Annotated in this window: 18 protein-coding genes; 10 read left to right on the top strand and 8 right to left on the bottom strand. The window is 61.7% G+C overall.

Annotated elements, in window-relative coordinates:
• Nucleotides 1-6 precede the first annotated feature (6 nt).
• From C6Y56_RS27810 to rsd, 4 genes are all read left to right on the top strand, one after another.
• Nucleotides 7-1,146: a uroporphyrinogen-III C-methyltransferase gene (locus C6Y56_RS27810; RefSeq protein WP_169432423.1), complete on the top strand. Its 1,140-nt coding sequence runs from the start codon at nt 7-9 to the stop codon at nt 1,144-1,146.
• Nucleotides 1,143-2,381, top strand: coding sequence for a heme biosynthesis protein HemY (locus C6Y56_RS27805; protein ID WP_169432422.1), 1,239 nt, complete (start codon nt 1,143-1,145; stop codon nt 2,379-2,381). Before C6Y56_RS27810 ends, C6Y56_RS27805 begins: the two co-directional genes overlap by 4 nt.
• 217 nt (nt 2,382-2,598) lie before the next feature.
• On the top strand, nt 2,599-3,150 hold the full coding sequence (locus C6Y56_RS27800) for a disulfide bond formation protein B (protein WP_169432421.1): 552 nt from the start codon (nt 2,599-2,601) through the stop codon (nt 3,148-3,150).
• A gap of 185 nt (nt 3,151-3,335) precedes the next feature.
• Nucleotides 3,336-3,794 carry a sigma D regulator gene (gene rsd, locus C6Y56_RS27795; RefSeq protein WP_169432719.1) on the top strand — a complete coding sequence of 153 codons (459 nt, stop codon included), beginning with the start codon at nt 3,336-3,338 and terminating at the stop codon, nt 3,792-3,794.
• A gap of 59 nt (nt 3,795-3,853) precedes the next feature.
• Here rsd and C6Y56_RS27790 read toward each other — a convergent pair whose 3' ends face one another.
• On the bottom strand, nt 3,854-4,519 hold the full coding sequence (locus C6Y56_RS27790; protein ID WP_169432420.1) for an FKBP-type peptidyl-prolyl cis-trans isomerase: 666 nt from the start codon (nt 4,517-4,519) through the stop codon (nt 3,854-3,856).
• Nucleotides 4,520-4,711: 192 nt separating this feature from the next.
• Here C6Y56_RS27790 and C6Y56_RS27785 point away from each other — a divergent pair, with 192 nt between their 5' ends.
• Nucleotides 4,712-5,881, top strand: a complete 1,170-nt coding sequence (locus tag C6Y56_RS27785) for an AlgP family protein (RefSeq protein ID WP_169432419.1) — start codon at nt 4,712-4,714, stop codon at nt 5,879-5,881.
• On the opposite strand, the gene C6Y56_RS27780 is transcribed toward C6Y56_RS27785, so the two are convergent.
• The gene (locus tag C6Y56_RS27780; RefSeq protein WP_169432418.1) at nt 5,878-6,339 is read right to left on the bottom strand and encodes a TIGR02444 family protein; all 462 of its coding nucleotides are present in this window, start codon (nt 6,337-6,339) and stop codon (nt 5,878-5,880) included. The two genes, C6Y56_RS27785 and C6Y56_RS27780, sit on opposite strands and share 4 nt — an antisense overlap.
• 50 nt (nt 6,340-6,389) lie before the next feature.
• Between C6Y56_RS27780 and C6Y56_RS27775 the strand changes: the two genes are divergently transcribed.
• The 3 genes from C6Y56_RS27775 (at nt 6,390) to C6Y56_RS27765 (ending at nt 9,628) form a co-directional block, all read left to right on the top strand.
• Nucleotides 6,390-8,300: an ATP-binding cassette domain-containing protein gene (locus C6Y56_RS27775; protein ID WP_102685848.1), complete on the top strand. Its 1,911-nt coding sequence runs from the start codon at nt 6,390-6,392 to the stop codon at nt 8,298-8,300.
• Complete coding sequence (locus C6Y56_RS27770) at nt 8,300-8,881, top strand: mechanosensitive ion channel family protein (protein WP_169432417.1); 582 nt, start codon at nt 8,300-8,302, stop codon at nt 8,879-8,881. The genes C6Y56_RS27775 and C6Y56_RS27770 overlap by 1 nt, the downstream gene beginning before the upstream one ends.
• A gap of 114 nt (nt 8,882-8,995) precedes the next feature.
• Complete coding sequence (locus C6Y56_RS27765; RefSeq protein WP_169432416.1) at nt 8,996-9,628, top strand: LysE family transporter; 633 nt, start codon at nt 8,996-8,998, stop codon at nt 9,626-9,628.
• A 61-nt stretch (nt 9,629-9,689) separates the two neighbouring features.
• On the opposite strand, the gene C6Y56_RS27760 is transcribed toward C6Y56_RS27765, so the two are convergent.
• The 5 genes from C6Y56_RS27760 to C6Y56_RS27740 form a co-directional block, all read right to left on the bottom strand.
• Entirely contained in the window at nt 9,690-10,433 is a 744-nt protein-coding gene (locus tag C6Y56_RS27760) for a penicillin-binding protein activator LpoB (protein WP_085612047.1), read from the bottom strand.
• A 3-nt stretch (nt 10,434-10,436) separates the two neighbouring features.
• Complete coding sequence (gene lpoB / locus C6Y56_RS27755) at nt 10,437-11,024, bottom strand: penicillin-binding protein activator LpoB (protein WP_169432415.1); 588 nt, start codon at nt 11,022-11,024, stop codon at nt 10,437-10,439.
• A gap of 36 nt (nt 11,025-11,060) precedes the next feature.
• Entirely contained in the window at nt 11,061-11,435 is a 375-nt protein-coding gene (locus tag C6Y56_RS27750) for a YcfL family protein (RefSeq protein ID WP_085731449.1), read from the bottom strand.
• A gap of 15 nt (nt 11,436-11,450) precedes the next feature.
• Nucleotides 11,451-12,845 (bottom strand): COG3014 family protein, encoded by a 1,395-nt coding sequence (locus tag C6Y56_RS27745; RefSeq protein ID WP_169432414.1) that lies wholly within the window; start codon nt 12,843-12,845, stop codon nt 11,451-11,453.
• 206 nt (nt 12,846-13,051) lie between these two features.
• Complete coding sequence (locus C6Y56_RS27740) at nt 13,052-14,452, bottom strand: COG3014 family protein (RefSeq protein ID WP_169432413.1); 1,401 nt, start codon at nt 14,450-14,452, stop codon at nt 13,052-13,054.
• A gap of 176 nt (nt 14,453-14,628) precedes the next feature.
• Between C6Y56_RS27740 and C6Y56_RS27735 the strand changes: the two genes are divergently transcribed.
• The gene (locus tag C6Y56_RS27735) at nt 14,629-16,527 is read left to right on the top strand and encodes an FTR1 family protein (RefSeq protein WP_169432412.1); all 1,899 of its coding nucleotides are present in this window, start codon (nt 14,629-14,631) and stop codon (nt 16,525-16,527) included.
• A gap of 37 nt (nt 16,528-16,564) precedes the next feature.
• The gene (locus C6Y56_RS27730) at nt 16,565-17,020 is read left to right on the top strand and encodes a YaiI/YqxD family protein (protein WP_169432411.1); all 456 of its coding nucleotides are present in this window, start codon (nt 16,565-16,567) and stop codon (nt 17,018-17,020) included.
• A gap of 130 nt (nt 17,021-17,150) precedes the next feature.
• On the opposite strand, the gene elbB is transcribed toward C6Y56_RS27730, so the two are convergent.
• A complete protein-coding gene (gene elbB / locus C6Y56_RS27725; protein WP_169432410.1) occupies nt 17,151-17,819 on the bottom strand; it encodes an isoprenoid biosynthesis glyoxalase ElbB in 669 nt (222 codons plus the stop codon).
• Nucleotides 17,820-17,838 lie beyond the last annotated feature (19 nt).

The raw sequence follows: 17,838 nt of genomic DNA, 5'->3' as shown, positions 1-17,838 counted from the left end.
GGATACGTGAGCGAAACAGCCTTGCCTAAAGATGACGTCCAACCTGTGATCGACGCACCGGTTGATGCACCGCCACCGGCCACCGAACCGCGCCGAGGCAACGGATTGGCCATTGTCGCGCTGCTGCTGGGCGCCGCCGGTATAGCGGTGGGTGGCTGGGGTGTCTGGCAGGTGCGGCACCTGCAAGCCAACACTCAGGAGCAATTGAGTCAGGTGCAGGCGTTGAATGATCAGGCCCAGAACCTGAAACTCAACGAGCAACGTCTGACCGAGCGTCTCGGACAACTGCCGGGCGCTGACGAGCTCGCCGAGCGCCAGCGTCTGGTGACCCAGCTTCAAGGTGATCAGCAGCGCCTCAATCAGCGCCTGGAAACCGTCCTCGGGGCCAGCCGCAAGGACTGGCGTCTGGCAGAGGCCGAGCATCTGTTGCGTCTGGCCAGCCTGCGTCTTTCGGCCCTGCAGGACATCAGCAGCGCTCAGGCGCTGGTGCAGGGGGCCGACGAGATCCTGAAGGAACAAAATGATCCGGGTTCGTTTGCCGCGCGTGAACAAGTGGCGAAAACCCTGGTGGCGTTGCGCAGTACCGAGCAGCCCGATCGTACCGGCCTGTTCCTGAAGCTGGGCGCACTGCGCGATCAGGTCATCGGGCTCACCGAGCTGGCGCCCGAATACAAGGATCGCGGCGATTCGCTGCTGGGCCTGACCGCCGATGGCGACGGCGCCAGCCGCTGGTCGCAGTGGTGGGATCAGATCTCGCGCTACATCCGCATTGATTTCAACGCCGATAAAAACGTAAGGCCACTGCTCGCCGGGCAGAGTCTGAGCCAGGTGCGCCTGGCCCTCAGTCTTTCGCTGGAGCAGGCGCAATGGGCGGCGCTCAACGGCCAGGCCGCGGTGTATACCCAGGCGCTGACTGAAGCGCGGGATGTGCTCAAGGGCAACTTCAACCCGGACAATCCGCAGAGCAAAATCATGCTCGAGCAGGTGGCGGAGCTGAGCAAGCAACCGGTTACGGTGGTCACCCCGGATCTGGCGGGCACCCTCAGCGCGGTACAGGCCTACCTCGAGCGCCGTAACGTCAACGCTGAAGACTCGGTGAAACCCTTCGCCAAACCTGCCGCCACCGCGCAGGAGGCCACGCCATGAAGCGCCTGTATGTCATCGTGTTTCTGGTGATCGCTGCGACGGCGGCCCTCGGTCTGGCAATTGCCGAGCATTCCGGTTACGTGTTGGTGGCTTACAAAAGCTTCCGCTATGAGTCGAGCCTTTGGGCGACCCTGGCACTGGTGGCGGTGCTGTGGCTGTTGATCTGGGGCATCAAGACCTTGGTCGAACTGGTGCTGACGTCCGGTGGCGTAGTCAATCCCTGGTCGCGGCGCAATCGCAGTCGCCGCGTACAAGTGGCGATCGAACACGGTCAGCTGGATCTGGCTGAAGGTCGCTGGGCCAGTGCGCAGCGCCATCTCTACCGGGCTGCCGAGGCCGAGCGCCAGCCATTGCTGTATTACCTCGGTGCCGCCCGTGCCGCCAACGAGCAAGGCAACTACGAAGAAAGTGATCGGTTGCTGGAGCGTGCCCTTGAGCGCCAGCCACAGGCTGAACTGGCGATTGCCTTGAACCACGCGCAACTGCAAACCGACCGTGGTGATACGGATGGCGCACTGGTGACCCTGCAGGCCATGCGCGAGCGTCACCCGCACAACGTTCAGACCCTGCGTCAGTTGCAGCGCCTGCATCAACAACGTGGCGACTGGTCGGCAGTCATTCGGCTGTTGCCCGAGTTGCGCAAGGACAAAGTCCTGCCCTCCGCCGAACTGGCCGAACTGGAACGTCGCGCCTGGGGGGAGAACCTCTCGCTGGCAGCACATCGCGAGGAAGATGGCACGGTCGGTCTGCAGTCGCTCAATCGCGCCTGGCAGCAATTGACCTCGTCGCAGCGCCACGAGCCGCCTCTGGTTCTGGCCTACGCCGAGCAACTGCGCCAGTTGGGAGCCCAGGTCGAAGCTGAAGAGGTATTGCGCGGCGCCCTCAAGCGCAAGTACGACAGCCACCTTGCGCGGCTCTATGGTCTGGTGCGCGGCAGCGATCCCGCGCGTCAACTGCAAACCGCCGAAGGCTGGCTCAAGGATCATCCCGCCGACCCGAGTCTGCTGCTGACGCTCGGTCGACTGTGCCTGCAAGCCAGTCTGTGGGGCAAGGCGAGGGACTATCTGGAAAGCAGCCTGCGCACGCAGCGCAATCCGGAGGCCTGTGCGGAACTGGCGCGGTTGCTGGCTCGACTCGGCGATACCGATCGCAGTAACCAGCTGTTCCAGGAAGGGCTCGGTCTGCTGGATGAGCGTCTGCTGGCCTCGCCGTTACCGGTCCAGGCTCATGCCTGAATGGACGAGGGAGTACGCTCCCTCGCTCATGTTCTTGACTGAATAGTTACCGTCTTTTCTCTTCTTGGGCAAAGTCCTACAAGGGACTACATCCATTCCTCTCGCGCTTGTCGGGATTTCCCTACACTTCTGGTGAAGTGTCGCCAGTGGCCCGCCTTGAAAGGCCGAGGCCCTTTCCTCTACCGTAACTGCCTGTCTTTATTGTTACGGATAAGCCATGTCGGCGACCTGCTCACGCTCCCTGTTCTTTATGGTTTTCACGGCGGGAATCCTGGCGCTGGGAGCTTCCTACTACCTTGAATACACGGTCGGCCTCATGCCGTGCAGCCTGTGTCTGGTGCAGCGACTCTTTCTGAGTGTCCTTACCGCCTGCTGTGGCGTGGCGGCCGTGCATGGGCCCGGACGCTTCGGTCTGTCGCTCTACTGGTTCGGTGCGCTGTCGGCCAGCCTCGGCGGCACGATGGCGGCCTGGCGACAGGTACTGCTGCAGAGTGATTCGCTGCATCACCTGGCGCAGTGCGCGCCCGGCGCGCAAGAGTTGTTCAGCCACCTTCCCTGGCTCTGCGCATTGGGGCGGATGTTCAATGACAGCGAGGATTGCGCGCAATTGTCCTGGACGCTGTTCGATCTGAGCATTCCGGAGTGGAGTCTGCTGTTCTTCGTCGCCATGTCGATCCTGGCGGTTTATCAATTGCTGCGCCTGGCCTGGAGCGCTCTGCAACGACCGCTCAGCGGCGAACCGTCGCACCGGGCATTGGCCGGGGATTAAACACTTGTATGAACTTTCTCTCCTGCGTACCTTGAAGCCATAGGCGTGCGGGCATAATCTGGCCCGCACGTGTCATTGGATTTATGTTGCTCGGTGACACTCTGCCTGCCCGCCTCTCAAAGCAACAGCCAAAGAAAGAGGCGCAGGTGCAGGGCAGCATGACCCACAAGGGAAGAGAGATCGCCATGCTCGAAAGTTGTCAGAATGCTCAGGAACGTTGGGGTGGAGTTCATCTGCTGATCGACCGCTGGCTCCAGGAGCGTGAGGAACTGATCGCCGCTTACGACAAGCTGGGTGCCAAACCTCAGTCGCTATCCGAGGATCGAAAGCCTTTGCAGGAATTCTGCGGTGTGCTGGTCGATTACGTTTCGGCGGGGCACTTCGAGATCTACGAACAGCTGACGGGCGAGGCCAAGGCCTTCAATGACAAGCGCGGCCTGGAACTGGCCGAGACGATCTATCCGCGGATCGATGTCATCACCGAAAAACTGCTCGCGTTCAACGACCTTTGCGATGAAGGCAAATGCGTTGCGGAGAAATTCAAGGAGCTGGGCGGCCTGCTTCACGAACGCTTCGAACTGGAAGACTGCCTGATCGAAGTGCTGCACACCGCCCACAAGGAAGAGGATTCGGTTCAGGCCTGAGCCGACCCTGCAAGACACACAAACGGTGCGCCCCAAACGCACCGTTTTTTATTGGGCGATCAACTGGTCGCGCCGCGCAATTCGACTTCGAACACCAGCGGTGTGAATGGCGCGATCAAGTCGCCGGCACCGTCGGCGCCGTAAGCCTGATCCGATGGAATCACCAGGCGCCACTTCGCGCCCACCGGCATGTTTTGCAACGCGGTGCGCCATCCGGCGATCACGCTGTCGAGATTGAACCACTGCGGCTGAGTGTTCTGGTCGAACACGGTGCCGTCCGGCAGCCGTCCGATATACAGCACCTGTACTTTTCCGTCGGGGCCGGCTTTTGCGCCAGTTCCCGGGGTCAGCTCGGTCAACAGAATGCCGTCAGCCAGCTCCTTTACGCCGGGCTTGGCCTTTTCCGCCGTGAGAAAGCGCTGCTCGTTTTCCATTGCCGCATCACTTGAAGGCATGGTCGCGTGCTCGGCCGTCTGCGATTCGTGATCGGCCAGAATCTGTTCGATCCGCGCTTCGCTCAATGCCAGAGGCTTGCCTTGATAAGCCTGTTGCAAGCCTTCGATCAATGCCTGGATCTGCAGTTGCGGAACCTCCTGACGCAGCCGTTCACCGAGGCTCGCGCCGAGACTGTAGGCCAGATCATGGGCATCGTTCGCGGTGTTTTTTTCGTCGGCCTGGACCGCCGAAAAGAACATGCAGAGGGATAAAAAAAGGTAGCGCGACATGGGCACTCTCCGTCCTGAATTGCGGTGGATTATGCCAGCGCGAACGTCTGCAACGGTGAACTGCTTTTGCCAATGCGCAGAAGTTTTTCGCAAGCCTGCAACCGAGTGCTTTCGATACTGTCAACATGCCCTAGCGGCGGTAGCAGCAGAGGTCTAGTATGAGCCGCACTCACGTCAGCCAGGAGGTAAACCATGTCGGCCACCAAGAAGCCTGTAAACACTCCGTTGCATTTACTCCAACAACTCTCGGGCAGCTTGCTCGAGCATCTGGAAAACGCTTGCTCCCAAGCCTTGGCTGATGCTGAAAAACTGCTCGCCAAACTGGAAAAGCAACGCGGCAAGGCGCAAGAAAAACTGCACAAATCCCGCACCAAATTGCAGGACGCAGCAGCAGCCGGTAAAGCCAAGGCGCAGACCAAGGCCAAGGCTGCCGTGAAGGAACTCGAAGACCTGCTCGATGCGCTGAAGGAGCGTCAGTCCGATACTCGCGGCTACATTCTGCAACTCAAGCGCGATGCCCAGGAAAGCCTGAAACTGGCGCAGGGTGTCGGTCGTGTTCAAGAAGCCGTCGGCAAGGCGTTGTCCCTGCGTTCGGCCAAACCGGCAGCGGCGCCTGTGAAAAAAGCGGCCGCCAAACCTGCTGCGAAAGCCCCTGCCAAAGCCGCCGCAAAACCAGCCGCGAAGAAACCCGCTGCAGCCAGCGCTGCCAAACCGGCGGCCAAAACCACAGCGGCCAAACCAGCTGCCGCGAAGCCGGCTGCAGCAAAACCAGCCGCCAAACCTGCGGCGAAAACCGCTGCTGCGAAAGCGGCTCCGGCAAGAACCGCCGCTGCAAAACCTGCTGCCAAGCCAGCCACCAAAGTGGCCGCTAAACCGGCAGCAAAACCAGCCGTGAAAGCCGCCGCTAAACCAGCCGTCAAAACGGCTGCTGCCAAGCCTGCGGCGAAAACCGCTGCCAAACCGGTTGCTGCCAAACCTGCTGCCAAAGCTGCAGCGAAACCAGCGGCCAAGCCTGCGGTAAAAGCTGCGGCCAAACCTGCTGCAAAACCAGCGGCCAAACCGGCTGCTGCAGCGAAGCCTGCAACGACTGCCGCCAAGCCAGCGACCGCTGCCAAACCGGCCGCCAAACCAGCAGCGAAACCTGCTGCAAAACCTGCGGTGAAAAAGCCTGCCGCTGCCAAGCCAGCAGCAAAACCAGCTGCAGCGAAACCGGCCACTGCGCCTGCTGCCAAACCTGCCGCAGCGGCAACCCCGGCTCCGACCGCAGCTCCTGCATCCGCCGCCACTACCTCGACCACCGCAACCACGCCATCGTCGGCGCCGGTGTCGAGCGTCGCCAGCAACCCGTCCAGCGCTTCCTAAGCGCCGGTCGCCGCGACGCGCAGCACTTGCAGCGCGTCGCGGTTCAGGTTGGCCGCCAGGCCGGCCAGCACTTGCAGCCAGTCACTCGATTCCTTCGAATTACGCTTCCAGCCTTGCGCGGCGCCTTCCAGTCGTGACAGCAGCGCACGCTCCGCCTCAAGTTCCAATCCTTTGATCTGCTCGCGCATCCCCTCGAGCACCGGATCGGTGTCGGCCAGGGTTTTCCACTGCATGCGCAATGCGCGTAATGGCTGCACCACTTCCCGGTCCCAAGGCTCTGTCAGCTCCAGAAGCTGTCGAGCACGTACCTCGTCACAGGTTGCATCGCGTTGTTCCAGCCATAAACCGCACAGCATCAGGCACACGTTGGCCCCCGCCGATTGCAGGCGCAGGCAGGCATCCTCCACGCCGGGACGGGCGTAGACGGCAAGGGCAAAGCTCCACAGGTCAGAGGACATCGTGCTACTCGCGCCAGTTGCGGGGGAAGCTGGTAGACTCCGCCGCCATTATGATCCGACTTCAGAACCTGACTTTACAGCGTGGCCCGCAACGTCTGCTAGAAGACGCCGAGCTGACCCTGCACGCCGGCCACAAAGCCGGCCTCATCGGTGCCAACGGCGCCGGCAAATCCAGCCTGTTCGCCTTGCTCCGCGGTGAGTTGCACCCGGACTCCGGCGACTGCCTGCTGCCGGCCGACTGGCGTATCGCCCACATGCGCCAGGAGGTCGACACGCTCGAGCGCCTGGCGGTCGACTATGTGCTGGACGGCGACCTGCGTCTGCGCGAAGTACAGCGCGAGCTCGCAGCAGCCGAAGAGGCCCATGACGGCACCGCGCTGGCCCGCCTGCACGCCGAACTCGACAGCGCTGACGGCTACACCGCCGATGCGCGGGCGCGCAAGCTGCTCGCCGGTCTCGGTTTCACCAACGAGCAGATGGATCGTCAGGTAGGAGATTTCTCCGGTGGCTGGCGGATGCGTCTGAACCTTGCGCAGGCTTTGATGTGCCCATCAGACCTGCTGCTGCTCGACGAACCGACCAACCACTTGGACCTCGACGCCATCATCTGGCTCGAAGAGTGGCTGAAAAGTTACCCCGGCACCTTGCTGCTGATTTCCCACGACCGGGATTTCCTGGATGAAGTGGTCGATCACGTGGCCCACGTCGATCAGCGCAAGCTGACGCTCTACCGTGGCGGCTACACCGCGTTCGAACGCGCCCGTGCCGAACGTCTGGCCCAGCAGCAACAGGCCTACGAGAAGCAACAGGCGCAGCGTGCGCACATGGAAAGCTACATCGCCCGCTTCAAGGCCCAGGCCACCAAGGCCCGTCAGGCCCAGAGCCGGATCAAGGCCCTGGAGCGGATGGAGGAGCTGTCGGCGGCCCACGTCGATTCGCCGTTCGATTTCGTGTTCCGCGAGTCGACCAAGATCTCCAGCCCGCTGATCGACCTGTCCGATGCGCGCTTGGGTTACGGCGAGAAAACCGTGCTGGAGAAGGTCAAGCTGCAACTGACCCCCGGCGCGCGGATCGGCTTGCTCGGCCCCAACGGCGCGGGTAAGTCGACCCTGATCAAGAACCTCGCCGGCGAACTCGAACCGCTGGCCGGGCGCCTGACTCGCGGTGAGAACACCGTGGTCGGTTACTTCGCCCAGCATCAGCTCGACTCGCTGGACGCCAAGGCCAGCCCGTTGCTGCACTTGCAGCGTCTGGCGCCGACCGAGCGCGAACAGACCCTGCGCGACTTCCTCGGTGGTTTCGACTTCCGTGGCGCGCGGATCGACGAGCCGGTGCTGAATTTTTCCGGTGGCGAAAAGGCCCGTCTGGCCCTGGCGTTGATCGCCTGGGAGCGGCCGAACCTGTTGCTGCTCGACGAACCGACCAACCACCTGGATCTGGAAATGCGCCTGGCGCTGACCATGGCGTTGCAGGAGTTCAGCGGTGCGGTGCTGGTGGTTTCCCACGATCGGCATTTGCTCAAGAGCACCACCGACAACTTCTTCCTGGTCGCGGACGGCAAGGTCGAGGAGTTCGATGGCGACCTCGAAGACTACGCCCGTTGGCTGGTCGAATACCGCCAGCGCAACGCCCCGGTCAGCAACACGCCGGTCAACCCGGACAAGACCGACAAGAAGGCCCAGCGTCAGGCCGCCGCTGCATTGCGTCAGCAACTGGCGCCGCACAAGCGTGAGGCCGACAAGCTCGAAGCCGAGTTGGGCAAGCTGCACGAGAAACTGGCCAAGGTCGATGCCAGCCTCGGCGACAGCGACATCTACGAGCCGGCGCGCAAGAACGAATTGCGCGACCTGCTGGCCGAACAGGCCAAGCTGAAAGTCCGCGAAGGCGAGCTTGAAGAAGCGTGGATGGAAGCCCTGGAAACGCTGGAAAGCATGCAGGCGGAGCTGGAGGCGTTGTCCTGATGGAAGCCTTCAAACTTCCATTGCCGGCGATGTGGGTCGAGCCGATCTGGCTCGGCGTGCAGATTCTGCTGATCCTGCTGGCCGGTTACTTCACCCAGCGTGTCGTCGCCCGATTCCTGACTCGCCTGGGCGAGAAGTACCCCTTCCCTCCGCAGCTGCTGATGCCGCTGCGCGGTGGCCTGCGCTGGCTGATCATGGGCAGCGCGTTGATCTTCGTGCTGGAACGCCTCGGGGTGTCGGCCACGGTGCTGTGGACCGCGCTGTCGGGCTTCGTCGCGGTGGCGGCGGTGGCGTTCTTCGCCATGTGGAGTGTGCTGTCGAACCTGCTCTGCGCGATTCTGATCTTCACCGTCGGCCCGTTTCGTCTGGGCGATGTGGTGGAGCTGGTGGACACCACCGACAAGCCCGGCGTCAAAGGCCGGGTGGTGGCGATCAATCTGCTCTACACCACGCTGATCGAAGCCGAAGAACTCGGCACCGGCAGCGCCATGGTGCAGGTACCCAACAGCCTGTTCTTCCAGCGTTCGGTGCGACGCTGGCGCGGTACGGATGTCTTCCCTTCCAGCGGTTTCGAAAAGTGATCGGCCGCCGGCCACGTTGGTCGGCGGCCGCAACATCCTGCAAAAATCGGTAGTCATCCGGCCAAATCCGCATTAGCGTTGAGGATTGTCACGAGTCCGAAGTCGAGGTGTGCGATGGAGCTTCAAACATGGCTGGCGTTTTTTGCCGCGTGTTGGGTAATCAGTCTTTCTCCGGGTGCCGGCGCCATTGCGTCGATGTCCAGCGGCCTGCAATACGGTTTCTGGCGCGGTTACTGGAACGCCCTGGGCCTGCAGATCGGCCTGGCTGCGCAGATTGCCATCGTCGGCGCCGGTGTCGGCGCGATCCTCACCGCTTCGGCCACCGCGTTCCATGCGATCAAATGGTTCGGTGTCGCCTACCTGGTCTATCTCGCGATCAAGCAGTGGCGCGCACTGCCGATGGACATGAGTGACGACGCGGCGGTCCGGCCGATCGGCAAACCGCTGGCCCTGGTGTTCCGTGGTTTTCTGGTGAACATCAGCAACCCCAAGGCGCTGGTGTTCATGCTCGCGGTGCTGCCGCAGTTCATCAACCCTCACGCGCCACTGCTGATCCAGTACGTGGTGATCGGTGCGACCATGATCTGTGTCGACCTGATCGTCATGGCCGGCTACACCGGGCTGGCGTCGAAGGTGCTGCGCCTGTTGCGCACGCCGACCCAGCAGCGACGCATGAACCGCACGTTTGCCGGGCTGTTCATTGGCGCGGCGGCGTTCATGGCGACGTTGCGCAAAGCGGCCGTATAAAGCGTGCAGCCGCAAAAAAAGGCGACCTGAGAAGGTCGCCTTTTTCATTTCCGGCAGTCGGTCAGTGCAGAATCACCGGCGCCGTATCACGCGGCAGATTGTTGCGCTGCTGCGGTTCACGTGGTTGCTCGTAACCGCCACCGCCAAGTTGCATGCTCAGCTGTCCGGCCACGTCTTCGCCCAGCGCCTTCGACACGTCACGCACCACCCGTGGGCGGTTGAGCGAGATCTTGATGTCGCGGTGGTTCACCAGTTTGGTGTCCTGCGCTTCACCCATCGCCGTGAAGGCCGAAGTGATTTCGAAGGTCTTGGTGTTGATCAGGCTGAAATCGGCCACCAGCGTCAGGCCCAGCACGGCTGAATAGCTGTCGGTGTTCGCCAGCTCGTTCACGTCCTGGGTGAAGTCGATGTCCGACACGGTGCCGAACAGCACGTAGTCGGCACCCTTGAAGTTGCCGGCCTTGATCCGCTTGATCACGTCGTAGACGTCACCCTTGGAGGACGCGGTGTATGGCGTGCCCTGCACCAGCTGGAACATGCCGGTGCGCAGGATTTCACCCTTGATGTCGCCGGTGAACTTGCGCAGTTCGGTCTGTTCGATGTAGCTGGTGGTGGCTTCGAGCTCGTTGTAGCTCGAAGAACCGCTGGCGCTGTAGTAACCCTCACGGTAATTGTTCTGGGCCGAAACGATGTGGATGTATTGCTCCACACGTTCCTGATACGCCAGATCCGTCACCGCGACTTTCGGGGCCGCTTGCACGCTGAACGCGCAAGCCAGGGCCATCATGCCAATCCATGTGCGCATCGATTAACGCTCCGTGGTTTTGCGGATCTCTTTCTCGTCCATCCACTCGGCCAGACCGCTTTCAACGTCGATCAGTTGCAGGCTGAATTTGTAGAAGACGTCCTTGTAGTCGCTGCTGCGCTTGACGATCGAGCTGATCGAACCTTCAAGACGGTATTTGGCGGCGACCATGTTGCCAGTCTTGGCCACGGTGCTCTTCTTGTACAGGCCGCTCTGGTTTTGCAGTTTGAGCTGGTCGACCTGACTCTGCATTGCGGTGTTGTCGCTGGCGAAGCGGGCGGTGCCGGACTTCATCAGCTGGGTCTTGATGCTGGTGGTGATTTCGCGGGTGTCGATGTATTCGCTGGTCTTGTTCTTCACGTCGTAGACCTGAACCACCGGACGGCCCTGCAGAATGCCGGACTGGGCCAGGGAGCGGGTCATCGACTCGGCGATCATCTGCAGGTCGGTCGAGCCGAACTCGTTGGTCACGGTTTCAACGGCCTTGGTGTCGCCATAGCTGATGTTCTTGCTGCCCAGGGTCGGCGAAGTGTTGGCGCAACCGGAGGCCAGCAGGGCGAGGACGGCGATGAAGGAAAAGCGTGCAAACATGGGAATGCTCTCTGAATCGGGAATAGGGTGTCGGGCTTAAGGCGTCTTCATTTCAAGACGGAAATCCACGGCTTTGGGCGTTGGTGCGATGCCCTGGATGAAGCTGGTCTGGGCGCCGTACATCATCTGACTCTTCCAGACTTCTTCTTCGGCAATCGGGAAGCCTTCCGCACCGAGCCACGCGAAGCGGTAGTAGAAGGTCTTGTTGCTGTTGAGGGTGTTGGTCAACTGCACATTGACGGTCATGAAGCCGTTTTCGCGGGCGACGCGCATGGCGCCGACCGCGATGTGTTTCTGCGGGCCCATGGCCACGACCTTGCTCGCGGCGCTGCCCGGCTCCGGTGGTGGCGGGGTGGCGCAGCCGCTGGCCAGCACGGCGAGGGCGGCGACGGCGAAGAGTTTGAAGCGCATGCAAAGACTCCGTTCTTAAGGTTGTTTGAGACTGGCCACGGCGGTGGCGCCAGCACTCGGGATCACGTGAGCGGCGAGGCCCGCGGCGAATACCTGGTTGCCCACGGCGCGCAGGGTGATCACCTGAAAACGCTGATCGACGTTGATCTTGACCACCGAACCGCCCACGGCACTTGGCAGGGTGACCTGATGTTCACCTTTTTTCAGACGCAGGCGCACCACTTGGGTGGTGTCCGGCAACGTGCGCCACGTACGGGTATCGGCACCTTCGAGCACCGCTGAAGAGATACCGACTGCCAGACCCGCCAGCGGGTTGGTTTCGTTGATCTTCTTCTGCGCCACGCCCTTGGTGATCGCGCGCACGGTGGTGCGCAGGATGATTCCCGGCATGTCATCGCGCAGGGCGCGGCGGGACATGGCGGTGGTGCTGTTGAGGGCCGTCAGGTCCAGTTGCCGGCCGTCGACGCCGATCTGCGCAAACGTCGCGGTCGAGGTGTCAGGCTTGATGATCGGGAACGACAGCGGAGTGATTACCACGTTGTTGGAGATTGGCAGCGGCAGCGGCACGCGGATCGAGTCACGGGCCGGCGCCAGACCGCTCTGCACCACGATCAGAATGTCGCTGTCATCGCTCTTGACCGGTTTGTCGAGGTTGACCAGCGCCTGCTCCAGCAGCGGCGTTTTCGGACGCAGCTCGGCAGCCTTGCGATAGCCTGGTGCGGCGAGGTCTTTCTCGCCCAGGGCTTCGTAGACGAAACCGGCCAGGTAATGGCTGAACGCACTCTGATAGCTGTTTTTCAGGCCGATCACTTCCGGGGCGTCGAGGCTGGCGACCGGGTAGCCCTGCAAGTCCTTGTACTCGGTCTTGATGCCTTGCTTCTCGGCTTCCTCTTCGCTCTTGAGGTATTCCTTGTCACGCAGTTCGGCGATCACCGCTTCACGTTCGTGAGTCTTCTTGATCGCGGTGCGGGCGCCGTCGAAGTCGTTGACCGCCAGCAGATTCAGGGCCATTTGCGTGGTCAGCATGACTTTTTCGTAGTCGTAGCCTTCGTAGCGACGGACTTTGTCATTGACCAGGAAGCTGCCGAACTGGGCCAGGTACTTGTCGGTGTCGAGCTTGACCGAGTCTTCCCACTTGCCCACCACCTGATCGGCGCTGGTCCAGGCGTTCTGGCTGCCGGACAGATCGCCCTTGGCGCGCAGCAGTTCGCCTTTCTCGAAGTAATAGAGCAGGTCCTTGTCCGGGCCGGTGTTGTTCTTTTCCAGCAGAGTCAGGGCGGCGTCAACGTTGCCGGTGGCCAGTTGCTGGTTGGTCTGGGCCAGTTCGGAGTCGTAGTTGCGAAACGCCGAACAGCCGGACAGCAGGGTGACGGCGCCAAGCGCGATCAGAGTGGGAGCGCGGAATGCCATGGGGTACTTCTTCCATGAGTAACGACAGCCTCGGGTGCGGGTCGGGCTGCTGGGACCGATCGGCAGTGGCGTTGGCCTCCTGCCAATTCCTCATAATCAGAGGAGCTTTAATGCCGCATCGCGATAACGAGGGCGCGGCATTATAGGCGGCGGATGCTGGCTATGTAATAGCTTTTTAATTGCACCGATTAGTTAGATGCCATTATTTATTTCAGGCCGGATACCACGCGGCTTTCCGCTGAAACGGACGCCTGGAAAGCACTGCCATTGGCATAGATTCGGTCGCCGAGGGCTCGCAGGCCGATGAACTGGCGATCCTGATCGATGCGGATTTTCAGCGGTGCGACACCGGGTGCGGTAGGCAGGCTGATCAAGTGTTCGCCTTTCTTCAGACGCAGGCGCAGCACTTGCGTGAGGTTGGGCAGGGTGCGCCAGGTGCGGGTGTCTGCGTGCTCGAATCCATCGTAATGGGTTACATAGGACGCCTTCGCCGGGTTGCGCCGATTGTCGGTGCCTTGGACGTCTGCGGCGAGGAACGCTCGATACGTGGTGCGCTGAATGATCCCGGGCATGTCGTCACGCAGGGTGCGCAGGGACATGTCGGTGATGTTGTTGATCGTGATCAGCTTCTTTTGGCGGCCGTCGAGGCTTATCTGATTGAAAGGCTGGGTGGAGGTGTCGGGCACCATTACCGGAAACGATACATTGGCGACGATCACCTGACCGTCCTCAAGCTTCACCGGATACGGCACGCGCACCGAGCTGCGAGCCGGTGCCAGCCCGCTTTGCACGATGATCAGCACGTCGCTTTCGCCGGCCTTGAGCCCGGGGCTGTCGAGGTCACGCAATGCCTGTTGGAAGAACGGCATGTCAGGGCGCAGTTCTATGGCCTGACGATAACCCGGTGCAGCCAGATCCTTTTCACCCAGGGCTTCATAAGTGAAGCCGGCCAAATAATGGCTGAACGCACTTTGATAGCCGTTCTTCAGAGCGATGACTGCAGGCGCATCCAGCATGACGACCGGGTAACCTTGCAGGTCCTTGTAATGCACACGGGCGCCCTGGTCCTTGGCGGCGTTTTCAACACGCTCGTATTCGAGCTCTCGTTGCCGGGCGATCAGTGTTTCGCGCTCGTGGGTCTTCTTGATGTCCGCACGAGCACCGTCGAAGTCGTTCACGGCCAACTGATTCAGGGCCATTTGCGTGGTCAGCATGACCTTTTCATAGTCGTAACCATCGTAGCGACGAATCTTGTCGTTGATGATGCTGCCCCATTGATTGCCCAGGGCGGAAAGCAGCTTGTCGCCGTTGGTTTCAATGGCGTCCTGGCGCTGAATCACCATCTGTTCGGCGCTGCGCCAGGCAACCTGACTTTGCGGCAACTCGCCGGCAGCGCTGAGTACCGCGCCTTTCTCGAAGTAATAAAGCAGGTCTTTCTCTTCATCCGGGTTATGCGCCTCGATCAGGGCCAGCGCACCGTCGGTGTTGCCCGCTTTCAACTGATCGGTTGTCTGTTCCAGTTCCAGGTCGTAATTGCGGTAGGCCCCGCAACCGCTCAATTGCAGGACCGCGCTTAACAGCAAGGGAAACAGCAGACAATGGCGCATGACCACGAGATTTTCCTTAATCGAAAGGGGCGAGAGGCGACGCAGTATAGAGGCGAGTGATGGCTATGTGCTGCAGCACAATGCGCGTAATACCGATGCGGCCAACGAGAAAGCTTGAGTCAGGCTCCCCCGACGTGAACAATGTGTTACTTCGCATTTCCAATTGAGACCCTTTCATGACTGCCTTGTCCCGATTCCTGGCCTGGCTGGTGTTCCCGTTGTTTGCCCTGAGCAGCTTCAATCTGCTGGCCGATACCGTGGAAGGCGCGCCGCAAGCGCTGCACCTGCTCGATTACATCAGCGCCGATTACCCGCCAACGGTACAAGCGGGCAAGGTCATCGACGATGCCGAATACCGCGAGCAGCTTGAGTTCACCCACGCCTTGCAGGGGCTGATCGCCGGCATGCCGGCCAAACCGGAGAAGGCCGGCCTGGAGCAGGGCATCGACGCTCTGCTCGCCGCCATCACCGCGAAGCAGGACGGCGCGGACGTCGCCCGTCAGGCCCGGCAACTGGGGGCGAAACTGGCGGTGGCCTATGAAGTCAGCCAGGCCCCGATCATCACCCCGGATCCGACCCGTGGCGCGCCGCTCTATACCCAGCACTGCTCCGTGTGCCACGGCACCAACGGTGCCGGCGATGGCCCTGCGAGTGTCGGCATGGAGCCCGCGCCGGCCAACCTGCGTGACGCGGCGCGCCTGGATCACCTGAGCCTGTACGCGATCTACAACACCCTCGGCCAGGGCGTCGAAGGCACCGACATGCCGGCCTTCGCCGATCAACTGGACGATCGTCAGCGCTGGGATCTGGCGACCTATATCGCTCAGTTCAGTGTCGATCCGGCCACGGCCAAAACCGACAAGACTTACAACATCGCCGACCTCGCCCGTCAGACGCCGGCCGAAGTGCAGGCCTCTGAGGGGCTTGAGGCGGCTGCGATCTTCCGTGCTCAACGGGCGCAACCGCCGCAGGTCAAGCGTGGCCCGGCGCAGTTGCTCGACTACACCGCCGCGACTTTGGACAAGAGCCTGGCCGCTTATCGTGCCGGCGAACGTGATCAGGCGTATGACTTGTCCGTTGCAGCGTATCTGGAAGGTTTCGAACTGGTCGAAAGCTCGCTGGATAACGTCGACGCCAACGTGCGCAAGGACACCGAAAAATCCTTGATGGCCTACCGGCAATCGCTGCAGGACGGCTTGTCGGTGGAGCAGGCCGAGCAGCGTCTCGACGCGGCGAAGGCCAAGCTCAAGGAATCGGCCGGTCTGCTCGGCAGCGACGGTTTGAGTGGGTCGTTGAGCTACATTTCCGGTCTGCTGATTCTGCTGCGTGAAGGCCTGGAAGCCATTCTGGTACTGGCAGCGATCCTCGCGTTCCTGCGCAACACCGGCCAGCAATCGGCGGTGCGCAGTGTCAACGTCGGTTGGGGACTGGCGTTGCTGGCCGGTCTGGGGACCTGGGCGCTGGCGGCGTATGTGATCGACGTCAGCGGCTCCCAGCGTGAACTGCTGGAAGGCGCCACGGCGTTGTTCGCCAGTGTCATGGTGCTGTGGCTCGGGGTTTGGATGCATGACCGTCGGCACGCGGCAGCCTGGCAGGATTACATCAGTCAGAGCCTGGTCGGTGGCGGCGGACGGTTTGGCTTCGCGGTCCTGGCGTTCTTCTCGGTGTATCGCGAGCTGTTCGAAGTGATCCTGTTTTACGAAACCCTGTGGTTGCAGGCCGGTCCTGCCGGACACAACGCGGTATTGGCGGGCGGCGCAACGGCGCTGGTGCTGCTGTTCGGCCTGGCGTGGATCATTCTGCGCGGTTCAGCGAAATTGCCGTTGACGCTGTTCTTCAGCATCAACGCGGCGCTGCTCTGTGCGTTGTCGGTGGTATTCGCCGGTCACGGTGTGAAGGCGTTGCAGGAAGCCGGGATTTTCGGCACCCGGCCGGTGGCGTTCTTCGATTTCGACTGGTTGGGGATCCATGCCGATGCCTACTCGTTGACCGCGCAGGCCGTCGCGATTGCGGCGATCATCGTGCTGTACGGTCGCAGTCGGGTGGCTGAAAAACGTAGGGTGACGGCTGCTTGAAGGCATTCGCTGCGCTCATATTTGCGAGGTAGAAAACATGCGCGTATGGATCGATGCCGACGCCTGCCCGAAGATGGCCAAGGAGCTGGTGGTCAAGTTCGCCCTCAAGCGCCGCTTTGAAGTGGTGCTGGTGGCTGGGCAGCCGCAGAGCAAACCGGCGCTGGCAATCGTCAAGCTGATCGTGGTGCCGAGCGGCCCGGATGCGGCGGATGATTATCTGGTGGAGTACGCGGTGCCGGGCGAGCTGGTGATCTGCAGCGACATTCCGCTGGCCGACCGGCTGGTGAAGAAGGGCGTGGCAGCGCTGGACCCGCGAGGCAAGGAGTTCGACGCGCAGAACATGGGGGAGCGGTTGGCGACACGCAACCTGTTTACCGATCTGCGCGAACAGGGCCAGGTCAGCGGCGGCCCGGCGCCGTTCGGCGATCGGGAGAAGCAGGCGTTCGCCAATGCGCTGGACCGGATCCTCACCAGGCTCGCCCGCACAACCTGAACACTACACAAATCCCTTGTGGGAGCGGGCTTGCTCGCGAAGGCGGTGTGTCATTCAACGAATAGTTGTCTGACCTGACGTCTTCGCGAGCAAGCCCGCTCCCACATTGGGTGTGTGTTCGACCAAGAGATCAGGCGTCGTTTTCGTGGGTCAGCTCAAGCACGCGATCCACCAGCTTGTTGATCCCGGAGGCCGCCTCACTGATCGACTGCGCCAGCATGTAGGCCGGTGTGGTCACCAGTTTGCGTGCCTTGTCTTCGATGATGTCGGTCACCGCGCAGTCTTCGTGGGTGGCGCCCATCTTGCCGATGGCTGCTGCGGTGTCGGCATCGTTGCCAATGGTGCAGGTCACACCCGGGCCGTAGATCTTGGCGGCCAGCGCCGGCGAAATGCAGATCAGTCCCACCGGTTTACCCGCTTCGGCAAAGGCTTCGGCCAATGCCAGTACGTCAGGCTGGACGCAGCAGCCAGCGCCGTCGACGGCGAAGTTCGACAGGTTCTTCGCCGCGCCGAAACCGCCGGGCACGATCAGCGCATCGAAATCATCGACATCGGCTTCACGGACATCCTTGACGTTGCCCCGGGCGATGCGCGCCGATTCCACCAGCACGTTGCGCGACTCGGGCATCTCTTTGCCGGTGAGGTGGTTGATCACATGCAATTGCGCGATGTCCGGGGCGAAGCACTGCACCTGGGCGCCACGCTGATCCAGGCGCAACAGGGTGATGACGCTTTCGTGGATCTCGGCGCCGTCGTATACGCCGCAACCGGACAGGATCACTGCAACTTTTTTGCTCATGGGTTTCTCTCCAGATTCA

Source organism: Pseudomonas fluorescens, assembly GCF_012974785.1.
GTDB classification, from domain to species: Bacteria; Pseudomonadota; Gammaproteobacteria; order Pseudomonadales; family Pseudomonadaceae; genus Aquipseudomonas; species Aquipseudomonas fluorescens_BT.
This window is presented reverse-complemented; position numbering and strand designations above follow the sequence as displayed.

Bases quoted from the DNA above. Each gene is read 5' to 3' on its own strand.
- C6Y56_RS27805 (WP_169432422.1), top strand. From the start codon at position 1,143: ATGAAGCGCCTGTATGTCATCGTGTTTCTGGTGATCGCTGCGACGGCG.
- C6Y56_RS27800 (WP_169432421.1), top strand. From the start codon at position 2,599: ATGTCGGCGACCTGCTCACGCTCCCTGTTCTTTATGGTTTTCACGGCG.
- rsd (WP_169432719.1), top strand. From the start codon at position 3,336: ATGCTCGAAAGTTGTCAGAATGCTCAGGAACGTTGGGGTGGAGTTCAT.
- C6Y56_RS27790 (WP_169432420.1), bottom strand. From the start codon at position 4,519: ATGTCGCGCTACCTTTTTTTATCCCTCTGCATGTTCTTTTCGGCGGTC.
- C6Y56_RS27785 (WP_169432419.1), top strand. From the start codon at position 4,712: ATGTCGGCCACCAAGAAGCCTGTAAACACTCCGTTGCATTTACTCCAA.
- C6Y56_RS27780 (WP_169432418.1), bottom strand. From the start codon at position 6,339: ATGTCCTCTGACCTGTGGAGCTTTGCCCTTGCCGTCTACGCCCGTCCC.
- C6Y56_RS27775 (WP_102685848.1), top strand. From the start codon at position 6,390: ATGATCCGACTTCAGAACCTGACTTTACAGCGTGGCCCGCAACGTCTG.
- C6Y56_RS27770 (WP_169432417.1), top strand. From the start codon at position 8,300: ATGGAAGCCTTCAAACTTCCATTGCCGGCGATGTGGGTCGAGCCGATC.
- C6Y56_RS27765 (WP_169432416.1), top strand. From the start codon at position 8,996: ATGGAGCTTCAAACATGGCTGGCGTTTTTTGCCGCGTGTTGGGTAATC.
- C6Y56_RS27760 (WP_085612047.1), bottom strand. From the start codon at position 10,433: ATGCGCACATGGATTGGCATGATGGCCCTGGCTTGCGCGTTCAGCGTG.
- lpoB (WP_169432415.1), bottom strand. From the start codon at position 11,024: ATGTTTGCACGCTTTTCCTTCATCGCCGTCCTCGCCCTGCTGGCCTCC.
- C6Y56_RS27750 (WP_085731449.1), bottom strand. From the start codon at position 11,435: ATGCGCTTCAAACTCTTCGCCGTCGCCGCCCTCGCCGTGCTGGCCAGC.
- C6Y56_RS27745 (WP_169432414.1), bottom strand. From the start codon at position 12,845: ATGGCATTCCGCGCTCCCACTCTGATCGCGCTTGGCGCCGTCACCCTG.
- C6Y56_RS27740 (WP_169432413.1), bottom strand. From the start codon at position 14,452: ATGCGCCATTGTCTGCTGTTTCCCTTGCTGTTAAGCGCGGTCCTGCAA.
- C6Y56_RS27735 (WP_169432412.1), top strand. From the start codon at position 14,629: ATGACTGCCTTGTCCCGATTCCTGGCCTGGCTGGTGTTCCCGTTGTTT.
- C6Y56_RS27730 (WP_169432411.1), top strand. From the start codon at position 16,565: ATGCGCGTATGGATCGATGCCGACGCCTGCCCGAAGATGGCCAAGGAG.
- elbB (WP_169432410.1), bottom strand. From the start codon at position 17,819: ATGAGCAAAAAAGTTGCAGTGATCCTGTCCGGTTGCGGCGTATACGAC.